We start from the raw sequence: 16,411 nt of genomic DNA on the forward strand, positions 1-16,411 counted from the left end.
ACAGGTTTGTTGACCTACTAGTCTCAACTTAGGATATTATCTTTCTATTGTTAAGCTCGCACATCTATCACAGTCCCCTTATGACCTTGGCTGATAGCCTGAATAATCTCTGTCTGTTCTTTCATTCCTTCTATTAAGCCCCCAACTGTTCCTTCATCTCGATTCATTGCAGTATTTAGGTTAGCCATTGATAAAGCCTGTCTGATACTGGCTAAGTTTTGACCTCCCATTGCTGACATTCTCACCTTTACACACCTCCTATTTTAGGAGTCTGGAATCGGGAATCTGGAGTCTGGAGTCAGTAAATTCAAAAGAACTTAGCCTCTTGAATTTGATTTTCACTGATTCTTTATTCCTTGTTCCTGATGTCCAGCTTCAACCTATCAAACTCCTGCTTAACCTCTACCTTTTCCTCGACAGTAAGCTCTTCATCTCTGATATAGACCGCTAGTCTTCTCATTGAGCGTAGCTTCATCTCCAATTCGGCTAAGCGTTTCTTTCTGTGCTTAACCTTGAGTAACTGCTCTTTTAGCTGCTTTATTAATTTAATCATTGAGCTACGCTCCTTCCCTTATTAAAGAAAAAAGTTGCCCTAGGGCAACTTGAATTAAATCGTCTCATCAATAATTAAGCCAACCATCTCTCTGATCTTACCTAACATCTCCAAGACCTCTTCTGGTGGCAATTCTTTTAGTACTTCATCTTCTATTACATCTACTACTTGAACTTGCATTCTGTCACTCTCTTCATGTATTTGAAACTTTAAGCCTTTCTGTAGGTTTTCTACTGATTCATTTAATGTTTCTATTCCTTCTTCTAGTTTTTCCTCAGTTAATTCTTCCAACTTCTCATTATTACTTCCCCTATGATCTTTTGCTCCTACTAACTTATTTACTTGATTTTGTTTTTGACCTTTTGCCTCCTCTGAATTCACAGATCCGGGAGACGGAGCAGGGTTGACATTACTAACTCCTGAGATATCCATCCTTACTCCCTCCTTTCTTTTTTTATAAGTTATGAGTGTGTGTGAGTGAATGTTTTTATTACGAAGAGTCTTGATTTTTAAGACTCGTAGGTGAGCCAAAACTTAAAAAGATAAGTTCAAATTCAAGAATAGGTATCACAACCACTACACACTTACACTAATTTTAAAGTCCTTACCTGCTTTCCTACTAGTTCTCTTGCTTAGATAAGCTATTGTTTACCTCAATAAATTGCTCTACAAAGTCTATCGTCTCTTCTTGGATAATTCCAACAACATTATTCAAATCTCCATGTTGGTAAGCTATTGCTGATCTATTGATTGATTTAGTAAAATCATTGAGTAAATTCTCAATTTCTTCTACCTCTTCTTGTTGATTACTTACAGATATGATATTAAAGATTGCTTGAGTGTACCACTCCAAACCTTCTAGACATAAGCCGTACTTCTGATGTGCTTGATTGAGTTTACCTTGCTTGAATAAATTTACTGTATCATTAAGTCCTTGCCTTAATTTAGGTAAATAATCTTGAGCAGTCTCTAAAGTTTCCTTCGTCAGCTCTTCTATATCCTTAGTGATAAATTGAATCTTACTGCTGATTCCTTGAATCTTGATACCACTCTCTTTAAACTCTGCCAAGCTAAACTCTTGCTTACCCAAATATACCTTCTCAATTATCTTGCCCTCAATCTGCTCCTCTATCTTAGCAACTAAGTCTTCTCTGTCTAAGTTGTTAAACTCTTGCTCCAATTTAGTATCATCAAGATAAACCTTCATTAAAATACCTCCACTAATTTATTCGCTTGTTATATCTAGTTTAGCAGCATTGTTCTGTTTGAATACTTTATTGCCAACCTTCTTATTTGCTTCTTGCCATGCTTCTAATAACTCTTTCAGATATTCTTTGACTTGGTGAATAGGTTCTAAGTCTTTATCCTTATTTGCTTGGACTAATAGATGATACATATACTCATATAAAGCATCTAAGTTCTCCGCAAATTCTCCTCCGACCTCTTTATCTAAGGTACAACGAAGTTCTGTGATAATATCTTGGACTCGAATTAGGTGATTGTTGACCTGTTCATAATCTTCTTTTTCCATAAAAACTTCTGTTCGATTTAGAAACTTGATTGCTCCTTGATAAAGCATAATCAACAGCTTCCCTGGACTTGCTGTTTGAACATTATTCTTCTTATACTGCTGTTGAGCATTTGAATAGTTCAATATAAAAACCTCCTTTTTTTAGGAATCAGGAGTCGGGAATCAGGAATCAGTGAGTTCAAAACCTTTACTTCAAAACCATAAAAGCTCTTGACTTTGACCTACGCTTTTACTGATTCCTTGTTCCTGATTCCCTGTTCCTGTTATCTACCTCTTCCGATCGATTATTCTACCGCCGCTTGATTGAGACCCATAACCAGAGTAGCTTTTCTGGTTCTTCTTACCCTTTCTAATTCTAGCTAACTCCTTGCGGATTGAGATCTTTTTTTCTTCCATGGTTTTGATATTCTTCTCTTCTAAGACATTAATCTTTTTTAGTAACTCCTCCACAGTAACGAGGAGCTTTTCATCTTTTATCTCTTCGGCTAGATTAAAGCCATCTAGCTCTTCGATTAGTTCTTGCTTCTTGACAAGTAATTCGATTACTGTTTCAATATTGTCTTCCGCCAACTGTTGCTCTATCTCTTTATTCTTATGATAAAGTTCTTGGTAGAGTTCTAATTTTTCTGCTATCATCTTTACCTACCTTCTTAGCTCTATTATTAACCACCACTTAGACCTTCTATCTGACCATTGAGCCAGCTTTGCTGAGCCTGCATATCATTCATAGCTGTCTCCATTCTAGTAAACTGTCTTCTCATACTTTGTTCTCTTCTTTCCATTCTTCTCTCTTGGCTTTCAATTCGTCTGTCAATCCGATCCATTCTACTATCTAAGGAAGAGTCTCTTCTAGTCAGCACTCCATCACCACTACGGATATACTCCTGAACTCTGTCTCTGACTCGGCGAGCTATACCATCAATCCCATCATCATCTTCTCGTGCCCTAAACATCTTCTGGACAACCTCTGGCTCTTCATCCAATACTTCATCAAAAGTAGCTTCATTAAACTCCATATTTCCTTCATCATCTACCTCAATTCCTAGCTGGGCTATACTATCATAATCCTCATGAACAGGGATAGCATTAGTAATTTCCCGGCGAAGATTGGTCGATAGACGTCGGGCTGTAGTATCACCTTGTAACATCCCATCTTCTCCACTCAACTGATGGAGATAGGTCTGGACTGAATTATATTCATTGACAAACTCAGAGATTGCTTCTTTAGTCTGTTTGTTATCATTGTTTACTTCAAGATTAAATACTTCACCTTTACTAGCACCATTTAGATCAAGGCTGACATTGTCGATCACATCATCAATCCCTGTGTTATTGCCCCTCTCTACCTCAAGTCCATCGACTTCAAAGAGAGCATTTTGAGCCTCGACAAGTTCATTAGTGAATCCTGAGCCTCCAGTAATAGAATCATCTACCGAAAGGTTTTGAAAAACAGTATCTACATCTTCAGACATTTCTGTAATGGATACTGTAGCATCTGCCCCTTCATTTAGAGAACTGAGAGTAAGCTCTTCTTGGACGTCATCCCAAGAAGCAATATTTTCTCCAGTTTGAGTATTAATAAAACCTGCTAAATCCTCTCCAGTATCAAAATCTTGACCTTCAAAATCCATTTCAACAGTTTGAAGAGTTCCTTCTGCATCAGTATACTCAATAGTTAACTCGTCATCAATAGAATTAAGTGTATCTAAATCTCCTAAGCCAGTAGTTAATTGAGCAGGAGTAGCACCAGCACCATCAAGCATCCCCAAATCTTTTAAAGCTGTGCCGTCTGTATCTGCTAGAGAAATTGTATTCTCCTCACCCGTTTCTGAGGAAGTTAGAATTAAGCGGTCATCCATGATACTAGCTTGAACACCAGCATCAGCAACATTGATACTATCTCTAACATCTTGCAAGCTATCTTCTGTATTTATTTCGATCTCTGTTCCATTAACCTCAAACTTGCCATCTAAATCTAATTCAGTAGTAACATCCGCATCTTCACCTGCTATATCAGTTAGCCTAGCACCACCGACTCGATGGGCTGTCGCCAACTGCTTAACCTGCATTTGATAATTTGCTTCATCAGCACCTCGTTGAGCAGTAGCAGTCATTAGACTCTCATTAGCTGAGTTTACCTCTCGACTTTCAAAGGTACTCCGGTCTCTTAAGGTATCAATACTACTGTCAAAGCCTTGTAGCCTTTGGTTAATATCCTGCCAGAGCTCTTGTTCAACTTCAGCTTCTTCCTTTTGTGCTTCAAGACGACGAACGGAAACCCTTTCTATCTCCATCAACTGCTCAATCATCTGATCCGTTTCTAATCCTGAAGCCATACCATCAAAAGATATTCCTTGTACCATTTTAAACACCCCCTCTTTAGGAATCAGGAGTCCGGAATATGGAATCTGTAAGTTCAAAAAACAACTTGGGAATATGGAATCTGGAACATGTAAATTCAAAAACCTTAACTTCAAAACCATAAAGCTCTTGACCTTGACTTTGATCTTCACAGATTCCCGATTCCCTGTTCCTTATTCTTGTTTTTTACTTATTCCTTGTTCCTGTAATCCACAGATTCCTGATTCCCTGTTCCTTATTCCTATTTTTCTACTGATTCCTTGTTCCTATATTACAAAAACCGACCGACTATTGAAAAGCCGGTCGGCTTATTTAATCTCTATCTAATTTAATTATACTCCCGAACTTATTATCCTAGTAACTGTAATACTCCCTGTGATCCTTGGTTAGCTTGTGCTAACATAGAAGTACCAGCTTGCTCTAAGATCTGTTGTTTAGAGAATTCCATCATCTCTTCTGCCATATCAACGTCTCTGATTCGAGATTCTGCAGCAGTCAAGTTCTCAGCAGAAACCTCTAAGTTAGAGATTGTATGCTCTAATCTATTCTGAACCGCACCAAGCTCAGAACGTTGGCTAGAGATATCTTCAATTGCACTATCAATAGCAGTTATAGCTTCACCAGCTGCATCTGCACTTGAAACATCGATACCTGATACATCTCGCTCAAAGTTATCAGCAGAAAAATGATCTGTAACTTCAGCATCAGACATTTCATTTAATACTTCAGAATCCATCTCTTCTAATTCAAATCTTATTCCTTCATCAAAGGACACTTCAGTTGCTTCAGCACTTACCCCTGTTTCTTCTTCAACAGTAGCACCATCAGCATCTACAAGAGTGAAGTCAACACTTGAATCTCCACCTGTTATTGCATCATCTCCAGTCTGTTCTCCACCGAATAATTTAGTGCCACCCTCCTCTGTAATATCACTATTTACTTCAATAATTGCATCTTCACCTTCAGCACCTGAGTTAAGATTTAATGTACCAGCTTCATTATCAACTTCTGCAACATCAGTATTATCAAATTCACCAGCCGCATCAGCAGCATTATTGATCATCTCAGCCATCTGGTCAAGGCTGTAAGTTCCTTCATCAAAATCAACCTCAATATCTTGGTTTACACCATCTTCATCGGTAACTGTAAGTTCTAGTTCTTGGTCACTATTAAACTCCACGCTATTATCATAAACTTCAATATCTTGATTTAATTCAATATTATCAGCATCATTTATATCTAAATCAAACTCAATACCATGATTATCATAATTAAAACTATCTGGCTCATCTAAACTATAAGTATCTGATGATAATACATTACTACTATCATCAAGAATCTCAACTGTAATTTCAGCATCACCAGATTGTAAATCATCTCCATCAATGTTTATTTCTGCTGCACCTTCTAACCATTGATCATCAGCCGGATCGATTTTTATACCATCGTCAATTTCAGCATATCCCTCGGTCAATGGATTAGTTCCATCGGTCATGGTATCCCATGTATCAGCAGTCGAAATACCATCAGTAAAGTCAGCATTGTCGGCTTCATCTATCTCGGCTAAATTAACATTAATAGCATTATCATCTAAATCTTCAAAATCAGACTCTGATAAACTAAAATCCAGACCATGGCTATCATAATGGAAGTTTCCATCTTCATCAGCAGAAATTGTATCATCCACCTGTGTTCGATTTCCATCATCATCTATAACATCAATCTCTATTTTAAGATCATCTCCATCTGTTGAAATATCAATTTCATTATCAGCATCAGTACTATTTGTATTAATACTATCCCAGTCGATATCACCATCAGTATTGACTCCAATTTCATTTTCTCCATCAAAAGTTACATCACCATCATTACTAATTCCTACTGCATAATGAACATCTATATCTTCAGCATGGCCATCTGTATCAATTCCATCAGTATCTGCTTCTAATTCAGCAGCTACTGCTCCACCTGCTTTAGCTTCTAGAGCATAATCTTCAATAGGAACACCCAAATCTGCATCAATACCTTGAACACCATCGCCAGCATCCATATCGATAGTATCAGAAACAACTTCAAGTGCCTCAGCACTCATATCGTCAATACTAACATCAATATTTTGACCTTCATTAGCACCAATCTGGAAGATTTCTTCTTCTAGACCTCCATCTAATAGAGTTCTATTGTTAAATTCAGTAGTATCAGAAATTCTATCCAATTCTTCTGCTAACTGATTAATCTCCTCTTGGATCTCATCTCTATCACTATCAGTATAAGTATCATTTGATGCTTGAACAGAAAGTTCTCTCATTCTCTGTAAGATCTCATGTGACTCATTTAAAGCACCCTCTGCAGTCTGAATCATAGAGATACCATCTTGAGCATTACGAGTAGCTTGATTAAGACCACTGATCTGTCCTCTCATCTTCTCACTGATTGCTAGACCTGCAGCATCATCAGCAGCTCTGTTAATTCTAAATCCAGAAGATAACTTCTCCATGGACTTTGATTGTGCATTATTTGTTTGACCTAAGTTTCTGTACGAATTAAGTGCATTAACATTAGTTTGAATTCTCATTATTATTTCATCCTCCTTGAGTTTTTGTTGTTTTTTCAGCATCCGTGCTGAAAATAAGTGTGTGTGGGTGTTGTGTGTGTGAGTAAGTTCAAAACCTTTAAACCAAAATCATCAGAACAAAACCTTCAAATTACGGCTTTGAATTTGACCTTGGTTTTCCTCACACTCACACTAGTCACTCACACTAATAGTTACCCCAGTAGCCACAGACAGATCCTAGGTATCTGTTGTTAGCCACAGGTTTCAGTAACCTTTACAACTTTGCTCTTTAGCAAAGCTTTAAAAGCTACTGAATCTTTGTCGTTCTGTTCTAATTATCGAGTTTAGATTAATTTTCCTTAACCACATATCAAGCGATTAATCATCTTTAAAGCTGATTAAATTCTTTTAAGTCCATTTAACTATCTAATTTGACCTTTTTGCTGTTTATTTAGTGTGTGTGGGTGTTATGTGTGTGAGTAAAATCAAAACCTTCAGTTCTTTCTCACACTCATCACTCACACTTTTTAGGTTTTCTCTCACACTCACTATTCGCATCTTTTTAGCTTTTATTCTTTAAGGTCTTTCTCACACTCGCCACTCACACTGCTCTTTATCCCCTTCAAAAATTCTAAATCCACCTTCTGCTTAGCTGCTTCTTGATTCTCAGCTTTGATCTCTTCATAAACTTCTTGGCGGTGGATCTCTATATCAGCAGGTGCTTCGATACCTAGCTTGACCCTACCGCCTTCGACTGCTAAGACTTTAACTTCTATTTTATCATCAAGAATAATACTTTCTTCTTTTTTTCTAGTTAGAATTAGCATTGAAAAACCTCCAAATAAAATTACATTAGGAATCTAGAATCTGGAACAAGGAATCGGTAAGTTCAAAGCCATTTTAGGATCTTGATTTACGCTCTTACTGATTCCTGATTCTCGACTCCTTCTTATCCACTACTTACACTTTTTTGTTCTTTAAACAATGGATATTTGACCGAATAGTCTTCATTTTCAAGGATAATCTGTCGTCCCAGATTCTTCTTTTGATTGATTACGATTGGTGCTTTTAGATTCATCGTCATCTTCGTATGGTCTTCCGGTACTACCACAAGATTAATGACCATTACTTCTGATTTATCTTCTATTTCTAGTTCTTGTTGAGCTTTTTTAGATAGCTCAAATTCATACCCTTGATAAAAATTACCCGGTTCAGCTACTATAAAGCATAATTCAGGGTTATTCACTGCATGAAGCCAAAAAAAAGGGCTATCCTCTTCATCTAAGATGACAAATTGAGTCTCATCTTCAAAACCATATAACCCTTGCTTAAAGGTTAAGATCTCAGCACCTTCTATCTCTATAGTACCAAATCTAGCACTTTCTAATTCCATCTTGACACCTCCCTGGCATAGGAACATGGAATTTGGAATATGGAATATGTGAGTTCAAAAAAACTTGGGAACATGGAGTCTGGAATATGGAATCCGTAAATTCAAAACTATTTTAGGAGCTTGATTTACGCTCTTACTGATTCCTGATTCTTTGTTCCTTATTCCTGTAATCTTCCGCTTCCTAATCCCTGTCCTTAATCGATTTTAACATTCCAGTTAACATTTTGCTTATTATTTCTATTTTACTTTTGAAATATAAATAGTCATCACCATTTATATATCCTAAATCCTTTGCTAATAATAAATGATATTTCAGTTCTCCAACCGATCCTCTAGCTATCCCTATAAAACGTTTATAATCTGGATTAGTTCTTCTATGACTACCTTCCATTAAATTAGAATTAATCGAAGAACTAGCTCTTCTAATCTGTGACACAAGACCGTATTTTTCTTCACTAGGAAAATTAGAAGTCATTTTATATAGTGCAATTGTTAAATCATGAGCTTTCTTGAAAACATTCAAATCTTCAACGCATTTCATTATACCCACCCTCTCAATAAATATAATTTATGTATTATTATGCCATTGAGTGGCAGGGTGTATACTATTGTGGAATCTGGAACTTGGAATATGGAATCTGTGAGTTCAAAAAAACTCTTGGGAAAATGGAATCTGGAACTTGGAATCCGTAAATTCAAAAGCATTATCTTCAAAAAAATTTAAGGTCTTGACTTTGACTTTTACTGATTCCTGATTCTTTGTTCCTTATTCCTGTAATCTACTGATTCCTGATTCCTGATTCCTGTAATCTCCTGACTCCTTTTTATACCCGAAGATCAACCACCCTAATATTTAATTCCGGCTGCTGAGCCAAATAGATATCAACCCTAGGATAAGTGGCATCTATCCTGGGCCAATTGGGTCGCGTTTTAAGATTGAATTGAGCAGGTTGCACATTTATCTCTTGGCTATCCGGTCTGACATTGATATCTATTGGTCGTTTAGGACTTAAGACTACTTCTTTTTCATCATTGATACCAGAGTTTTCAACTGCCTGTCTGACTAAAGCATCTCCGCCATCTTCTATTTGGGCCAACTCATAGCCCTGACGGGCATATTTAGCTGTACCTTCCATGCCAGCATTCAAACCCTCTTGGGCTATTTTTTCTCCAAAAGCTCGGGGAGAGTAGATATCCATGTCTTCCTGAGGAGCAGTATAATCAATATCAATCTCGACAGGCTCACTATTGATTTCTATTTGACTAGAACTCTGTTCTATTTCAAAATCAGCCTTCGGCTGCTCAATCTCAAGCTGAGCTGGCCTCTGTTCTAAGGCCAACTGACCAAAGGTTTGATCTATCTCAAGTCGCATTAGTATCAACTCCCTTTGTTTTAGGAATCTAGAACATGGAGTCTGGAATCTGTGGGTTCAAAAAATAACTTGGGAACATGGAACTTGGAATATGGAATCTGTAAATTCAAAAACATTATCTTCAAAAAACATTTACGGTCTTGACTTTTCCTGGTTCCTGGTTCCTGGTTCCTGATTAACGTAAGAAATCAACTAAAGTCGGTTGAATAATCCTCGCTCCTGTAGATAAGGAAGCTCGATAGACATTTTCACTCATCTGTAAATTCATAATTGCTTCGGCAATATCGGTATCCTGATTCTCTGATAGCAATTGCTTGAATTTGATCTCATCGTCCTTCAACCGCTCTTTAGTCAAATCCAAGCGATTTTGCTTAGCTCCAGTCTCTGATCTGATCCGTAATAGATTATCAATCTGCTGATCTAAATTTCTGATTCGATCATTAGAGATCTTATGTAATTCACCCTCGCGTAAATTTCCTACTAATTCATCCAATTCATCAATGGTATCCTTTAAGAAACTACCATCCTGACTGATTCCTACCTCAACTCCTGCTGCAATCTCTCGGTTAATCTCATTTTGATCCCCTTGGTAAACCAATTCAAGCTGATCTCCATCTTGATTACTATCTAAGATTCCAGTAGTTACTGGCTCTTCAAATTCATATATTCCATCAGTTAAATCCTCATCTTCTAAAACTATATATTCATGACCATCTTTTGATAATGCTACTAACTCTCCACTTTCATCTTCCAAACCGTAAGAACGACCGCTAACTTGCTCTAAGGTGATCCCATCTTGATCACCTGTAACTTTTACTCTACCATCAGTTAAAAACTGACCGAACTCAAATTCCTCACTATCATCAAAATAATCTTCATCAGTTATATCATTCATTTCATTTATATTATCATCATCTATATTAATCAATTTATCATTAATAATAGAATAATCTATGCCATTTTTACTCTGCCCCACAACATCTTCATCTTCATTAGTTAAAACATAATTTCCATCATCAAGTTTGTTAACATCTAATTTTTCTCTATCCTCAGTTTCAAGCTGATCAAAAGAAGAATCTTCAACATCCGCAAAATAATCAGGATCTTCATCAGTTATATCATCTATTTCAGTTATATTATCATCAGCTATATTAATCAATTCATCATTATCCATATCATTAATAATAGAATAATCTATGCCATTTTCGCTGTACCCCACAATATATCCATCTTGATCAGTTAGCACATAATTTTCATCATCTAGTTTGTTAACATCTAGTTTTTCTCCATCCTCAGTTTCAAGCTGATCAAAAGAAAAATCTTTAACATCCGCAAAATAATCAGGATCTTCATCAGTTATATCATCTATTGCAGTTATATCATCATCAGTTATATTAATCAGTTTATTCTTAATGATAGAGTATTCTATGCCATTTTCACTATGCCCCACAATATCTCCATCTTCATTAGTGAGTACATACTGATCATCATCAAGTTTATTAACATCTAGTTCCTCTCCATTCTCAATTTCAAACTCACCTATATTCAAATTAGCACTATCAATCAAATTATTAAATTGAACCACTTCAAATTGACTATCACCAACCAAGTAATTATCAGTTTGATTTTCCGTACTAGTAACCTTCTCTTCAGGAAATGGTTTAGTCAAAGTCTGCTGACCTGCAAAGAGATAACGACCATTGTGATTAGTATTCGCAATCTCAATCAACCCTTCTCGCAACTGTTCCACTTCATCAGCTACGGCATTGCGATCAGTATCACTCAAAGAACCATTTGCACCATAAAGAGCCTGTTCACGAACTCGATTGATGATCCCATTAGCACTATCTAATGCTTCATCAGTCGTCTCCACCCAGTTAATTGCTTGATCAATATTTCTAACATACTGCTCATTTCTCTTAATTGCACTCTTAAGATCCATACTTCTAACTACACCGACTGGATCATCTCCAGGTAAGCTAAACTTCTTACCCGTTGATAATTGATTATTATACTTATCCATTTGACGCATATTATTATTTAAGTTATTCAATAAATTTTTAGACATCATCTGATTGGTAACTCGCATCTAATCGACCTCCTCGCTTATCTGATCAGCCCATTAACTAAGACTTCCAACATTTCATTCATTGTAGAAACAACTTTGGCTGCTGAATTATAGCCATGTTGGAATTTAATCATCTCACTCATCTCTTCATCTAGAGAAACCCCTGAAATCTTCGTCCGTTGCTGTTCTAATTGGCTCATTACTTGATCTTGATTTTCAATCATTCGCTCTGCTCGTTGACTATCAACACCTACTTCAGAGACTATCGATTTATAAAAATCATTAAAATCAGCATTACCATCATCATAGATCTGTTCTGAAGCAATCTTAGACATCTCTAAAGCATTATTTCCATCACCAACAGCTCCATCAGCACTAGCAGCAATCTTATTCAAACCATCTTCTGCCTGAATCTCTTCACTGACCTGAATATCACCAGCAGTATTACCACTAAAAAAATCAACCCCTGTACTTCCATCTAACCCATAGCCATCACCATGAATTTGATTCATCTCTTTTACTAATCCACTCGCTAGTTTATCTAATTCACCTTGATATTTGACCATCTCTTCATCACGTACTTCTAATAGACCTTGTATTTCACCAGTTTGAAATTGAGCAGGATTTCCTGTATTCTTCCATCTAATCTCACTCTGGGTGACATCATCATCATCAACTTCAAATTCCATCTCATTTGCTTGATCACCCCAAACTAACTTACTCCCTCCAATACTGACCATCACATTATTTTCAGCATCCTCTTTAGTATGTACATTTGTAATCTTAGATAACCCTTCAATTAAATGATCCCGTTCATCACGTAAATCATTAGCTTTTTGACCACTGGATTCAATACTTCGAATCTCCTGATTCAAATCAGCAATCCGTTCTCCATAAGAGTTGATCTCATCAACCTTATTTCCAATTCGTGAATTAACTGAACGTTGATACTCATCAAGCTGTTGATCATAATGATTGAAGGTGTCAGTCAAGACCATCGATTTTTGTCTAACTGTAGCCCGAACTGCTTTACTCTCCGGCTCACCACTCAACTCTTGTAATGAATTCCAAAATTCATCTGCTGCCTCTTGTAATCCTTGCTCAGATGGTTCACTAAGGATCATCTCCACCTCTTCTAATCCTTCCTGCTTCATTTCCCAATATCCACTACTACCTGACTCTTGTCTAATTCTCTCATCAATAAATTGATCTCTAGCTCGTTCAATACTAGCGATCTCAACACCTGTTCCTTGTTGGCCAACACTCCCCCCCGAATCCATACCTGGTATTGTATGAGGACGAGTAGCCTTCTGAACAGCATTTTGCCGACTATATGCTTCATTATTGGCATTAGCTATATTATGACCGGTTACTTCCAATGACTTTTGATTCGTCTGTAGTGCTCTTTTTCCTAGCTCAATCCCACCAAATGTAGACATTCCATTACCTCCCTCTATAGAATTAACAATTTATATAGTGTGAGTGTGAGTGATGTGTGTGAGCAAAAGAAAAACCCTAGCCCTTAAGGTTTTGACCTCACTCACACTCACACACATAACTGACACAATTAATCTTTTAACTATTCACTATTAATTGCTCTTCTTATACTCTTGACTTAGTGTTTTTAACTGTCAACTATCAATTATCAACTATCAACTGCTTTGTCAGGCTTTCTGATTAATCACTGTTGTTTGGCCCTGCTGACGATCAGCATCAGCCCCACGCTTATTATAGGTGCCTTTCCCTTGATTATTAGTCAAAATATTGAGATTAATATTCGTTAAATATAATGCGTCCTTGAGCAGTTGCTCATTAGTCTTATTTAAGTAAGCCAACTCCTCAATCACTCCAAACATTCTCTTCCTCAGCTTGCTCAGTTGCTCTCGATACGGCTGCCCTACTTCTGCAATCAAATCTGTCATCTTTTTATTCTGAACTAGGTTGGCTCGAGCTCCTTCTAATTTTTCCAAATCAGCCAGATAACCTTCCTCTTCCCTAACAATCTCTTCTAATACTTCAACCTCTTCATTAATAATCGCACCCTGCTTCTTCTCACCTAATTCCAGTAAATTCTGATTCAGTTGATATTCAGCTTGTAAGATTTTAACTAATTTCTGTAATTGGGCTTCTGTCACTAAGGTCACTCCTTTATATAAATTTACTAATGTACAATAACCAATTTACAATTAAAAAATACTCTTTTTCATAATCATCTAACTTTAAAGCTTTATTAAGTCTTGCTGCTATTCCCAAATCCCGCTACAGGTTAAAACTTGTAGCTCTATCTTTTAAATGGTTGATTTAAACTTAAACTCAACCTTAACCTCAGACTTTATAGCTGTTTTTATTAGTGCTAATTCGTGTGATTCGTGGTTACCGCCTTTGAGCTTTTGATCTTTAACTATTATCTATTATTTATTCACTGCTTTTTAGATTTTGATCTCCCAATTGTACATTGTTCATTGTCAATTGTTCATTGTCAATTGTTCATTATACCGTCTAGCATCTTCTCCGCTATAGCTTCGCCATCAACATTATAAGTCCCTGCCTGAACTTCTGCTTTTATCCTGTCAATTTTCTCCTGCCGTTCTGGAGAATCAACCTCTTCAGTCAACTCTTGCTCTACCTTCTGTAACTGCAAAGCCTCCTTGGATAAAGAAACCCGATCCTTCTTCTGTTTTACCCCTGCATCCTTATCCCGCTTGTCCTGTTGCTTATTATACTTGTTAAAAACCCGGGCCAACTTCGCTTGTTGGTTCTGATCAATTTTCATCCTACCACCACCTTTGATTAGTAACTAGTAATTTGTAACTAGTTATTAGTAAAATCAAAACCACTGTTAAATAACTCTAGTATTTTGGTTTCTTTTTTCTAATCACCAATCACCAATCACTAGTCACTAACTTTATCGTTATTTCCCTAACTTTAATTAATCTCTATCTCAAACAATAAAAAAGGCTTAAGGAAGATTAACTAACTGATAAACAGTTATCCTACCTTAAACCCCTCTCACAAAGGCTATTATTTTTTCCCACGTCGATTCCTAGTAAACATCGCACTACCTTTCTTCTTTTCTTTCTTCTTTTTCTTCGGCTTACTCTTAGCTTTGGAAAAGCCATCCTTTAAAGCATCTCGACAACTCTTACAAAATCGCCCACTTGAGATTGGTGCTCCACAGCGATCACAATCAATAGATAGCTCTAACTCTCCTATCTGATCAAAGCGACCTTGCTTCACAAACTCACGAATCAACTCTTTTTCGACATCAGTATCTTGATGAACTTGCTCTATTGTCGCTCCAGGATTATCCCATAAGTAATCCCTGACAAGCTTAAACTTCTCTTCTTCTTTTCTTCGACAATCAGGACACCTCTTCTCCTTCCGCACAGGAGCAAAGATCTGCTTACAGTCCTTACACTTCTGGATTCCCATTTCAGCACCCCCAAATTCAATTGATAATTAAGAATTGATAATTGATAGTTAAATTCAAAAAAACTAAAACCTTTCAGCTTTCAATATCTCTTTCTAATTGAGAGCAATAGTAATTAGCAACTATTAATTTATGATTAGTTAAATGCTCTAAAACCTAATTACTAATTACCAGTAACTAGTTACTAATATTATTCTTCATTACCAAGAAAATTCCTTGTTATCTGACAAAATCTTTTCCAGTGGCCAGTGTAATTACCTTAACATCTTCCGCTCCTGCTTCCAGTAATAGTTTACTGGCTTCATTGACCGTTGCTCCCGTAGTGAAGATATCATCAACCAGTAATATCCTCTGCCCTCTGATCAACTGCTGATTCTCCACTCTGAACTTACCCGCTAGATTCTGCAATCGCTCCTGCCGGGCCAACTCACTCTGCCGAGCAGTATCTGCCACTCTAGCCAGCAGTGACTTAATCGGCAATCTAAGCTCACTATTTAATTGCTTAGCCAACAGATAAGCCTGATTAAACCCCCGCTCCTCCAATCGTTGCTTGTGAATAGGAATATATGTTACCAGATCTAACTGATTAAGCTGATAATAATACTCAGCATATTTTGCTAATAAACTTCCAAGTGGCTGAGCTAACTGCTGTTGCTTATCATACTTGAACTGTTTGATATATTCCTTCAATCCCTTATTATAGAGCCCAATCGCCCGGGCCTGACTGAAAAAACGCTCCTGCTCCCTACAATCAAGGCATATTTTATTTTTAGTTAACTTCCCACACTTGACACAGTAATCAGCACCGATAAATTCAATCTCATCGATACATTCTGAACAAAGACCGATCTCACTACTGCTAAACTCCCGCCCACAAGCTGGACAACTTGGCCAGGCGGGGTATAGAATATCTAGGATGAAATTGTAGATTCTCGATAGCATCTTATCACCTCGCATCAATAGTGTACAGTGTACAATTTACAGTTTACAGTTAAAAACCTGAATTGATAGTAGATATGGTTTCTATGGGTTTCACAAACAGTCTGTTTTTTAGACTGAAAAGTTCAAAATCTAATCCTTTTAATACCTTTTCTTATTCCCTATTTTTTATTAGTGCTCATTTGGGTTCATTCGTGGTTCACCGAATT

The 16,411-nt window shown here is 36.9% G+C and carries 18 protein-coding genes; all 18 read right to left on the reverse strand.

Annotated elements, in window-relative coordinates; all coding sequences use genetic code 11:
- Window positions 1-50 precede the first annotated feature (50 nt).
- Window positions 51-245 (reverse strand): hypothetical protein, encoded by a 195-nt coding sequence (locus MWH28_RS01405; protein WP_248617479.1) that lies wholly within the window; start codon window positions 243-245, stop codon window positions 51-53.
- 104 nt (window positions 246-349) lie between these two features.
- Window positions 350-553, reverse strand: a complete 204-nt coding sequence (locus MWH28_RS01410; RefSeq protein ID WP_248617480.1) for a hypothetical protein — start codon at window positions 551-553, stop codon at window positions 350-352.
- Between the two features lie 54 nt (window positions 554-607).
- Entirely contained in the window at window positions 608-985 is a 378-nt protein-coding gene (locus MWH28_RS01415; RefSeq protein ID WP_248617481.1) for a flagellar protein FlaG, read from the reverse strand.
- 187 nt (window positions 986-1,172) lie between these two features.
- A complete protein-coding gene (locus tag MWH28_RS01420) occupies window positions 1,173-1,760 on the reverse strand; it encodes a DUF8042 domain-containing protein (RefSeq protein ID WP_248617482.1) in 588 nt (195 codons plus the stop codon).
- Window positions 1,761-1,778: 18 nt separating this feature from the next.
- Window positions 1,779-2,207 carry a flagellar export chaperone FliS gene (gene fliS / locus MWH28_RS01425; protein ID WP_248617483.1) on the reverse strand — a complete coding sequence of 143 codons (429 nt, stop codon included), beginning with the start codon at window positions 2,205-2,207 and terminating at the stop codon, window positions 1,779-1,781.
- A gap of 144 nt (window positions 2,208-2,351) precedes the next feature.
- The gene (locus MWH28_RS01430) at window positions 2,352-2,720 is read right to left on the reverse strand and encodes a hypothetical protein (protein ID WP_248617484.1); all 369 of its coding nucleotides are present in this window, start codon (window positions 2,718-2,720) and stop codon (window positions 2,352-2,354) included.
- A 26-nt stretch (window positions 2,721-2,746) separates the two neighbouring features.
- Window positions 2,747-4,447, reverse strand: coding sequence for a flagellar filament capping protein FliD (fliD, locus tag MWH28_RS01435; protein WP_248617485.1), 1,701 nt, complete (start codon window positions 4,445-4,447; stop codon window positions 2,747-2,749).
- Between the two features lie 347 nt (window positions 4,448-4,794).
- On the reverse strand, window positions 4,795-7,020 hold the full coding sequence (locus MWH28_RS12785; RefSeq protein ID WP_282580087.1) for a flagellin N-terminal helical domain-containing protein: 2,226 nt from the start codon (window positions 7,018-7,020) through the stop codon (window positions 4,795-4,797).
- 548 nt (window positions 7,021-7,568) lie between these two features.
- Window positions 7,569-7,826 (reverse strand): carbon storage regulator CsrA, encoded by a 258-nt coding sequence (csrA, locus tag MWH28_RS01450; RefSeq protein WP_248617486.1) that lies wholly within the window; start codon window positions 7,824-7,826, stop codon window positions 7,569-7,571.
- A gap of 122 nt (window positions 7,827-7,948) precedes the next feature.
- Entirely contained in the window at window positions 7,949-8,392 is a 444-nt protein-coding gene (fliW, locus tag MWH28_RS01455; protein ID WP_248617487.1) for a flagellar assembly protein FliW, read from the reverse strand.
- Window positions 8,393-8,573: 181 nt separating this feature from the next.
- Entirely contained in the window at window positions 8,574-8,933 is a 360-nt protein-coding gene (locus MWH28_RS01460) for a four helix bundle protein (protein WP_248617488.1), read from the reverse strand.
- A gap of 283 nt (window positions 8,934-9,216) precedes the next feature.
- Complete coding sequence (locus MWH28_RS01465; protein WP_248617489.1) at window positions 9,217-9,765, reverse strand: DUF6470 family protein; 549 nt, start codon at window positions 9,763-9,765, stop codon at window positions 9,217-9,219.
- Between the two features lie 175 nt (window positions 9,766-9,940).
- Window positions 9,941-11,854, reverse strand: a complete 1,914-nt coding sequence (gene flgL, locus MWH28_RS01470) for a flagellar hook-associated protein FlgL (RefSeq protein WP_248617490.1) — start codon at window positions 11,852-11,854, stop codon at window positions 9,941-9,943.
- A 17-nt stretch (window positions 11,855-11,871) separates the two neighbouring features.
- The gene (gene flgK, locus MWH28_RS01475) at window positions 11,872-13,272 is read right to left on the reverse strand and encodes a flagellar hook-associated protein FlgK (protein WP_248617491.1); all 1,401 of its coding nucleotides are present in this window, start codon (window positions 13,270-13,272) and stop codon (window positions 11,872-11,874) included.
- 225 nt (window positions 13,273-13,497) lie between these two features.
- Complete coding sequence (flgN, locus tag MWH28_RS01480) at window positions 13,498-13,968, reverse strand: flagellar export chaperone FlgN (protein ID WP_248617492.1); 471 nt, start codon at window positions 13,966-13,968, stop codon at window positions 13,498-13,500.
- Between the two features lie 344 nt (window positions 13,969-14,312).
- Window positions 14,313-14,606 (reverse strand): flagellar biosynthesis anti-sigma factor FlgM, encoded by a 294-nt coding sequence (flgM, locus tag MWH28_RS01485; RefSeq protein ID WP_248617493.1) that lies wholly within the window; start codon window positions 14,604-14,606, stop codon window positions 14,313-14,315.
- Window positions 14,607-14,854: 248 nt separating this feature from the next.
- On the reverse strand, window positions 14,855-15,265 hold the full coding sequence (locus MWH28_RS01490; RefSeq protein ID WP_248617494.1) for a flagellar protein: 411 nt from the start codon (window positions 15,263-15,265) through the stop codon (window positions 14,855-14,857).
- A 217-nt stretch (window positions 15,266-15,482) separates the two neighbouring features.
- Window positions 15,483-16,205, reverse strand: coding sequence for a ComF family protein (locus tag MWH28_RS01495; RefSeq protein WP_248617495.1), 723 nt, complete (start codon window positions 16,203-16,205; stop codon window positions 15,483-15,485).
- Window positions 16,206-16,411: the final 206 nt, after the last annotated feature.

Origin of the sequence: Natroniella sulfidigena (genome assembly GCF_023223645.1) — a bacterium.
In the GTDB taxonomy this organism is placed as follows: Bacteria; Bacillota; Halanaerobiia; order Halobacteroidales; family Halobacteroidaceae; genus Natroniella; species Natroniella sulfidigena.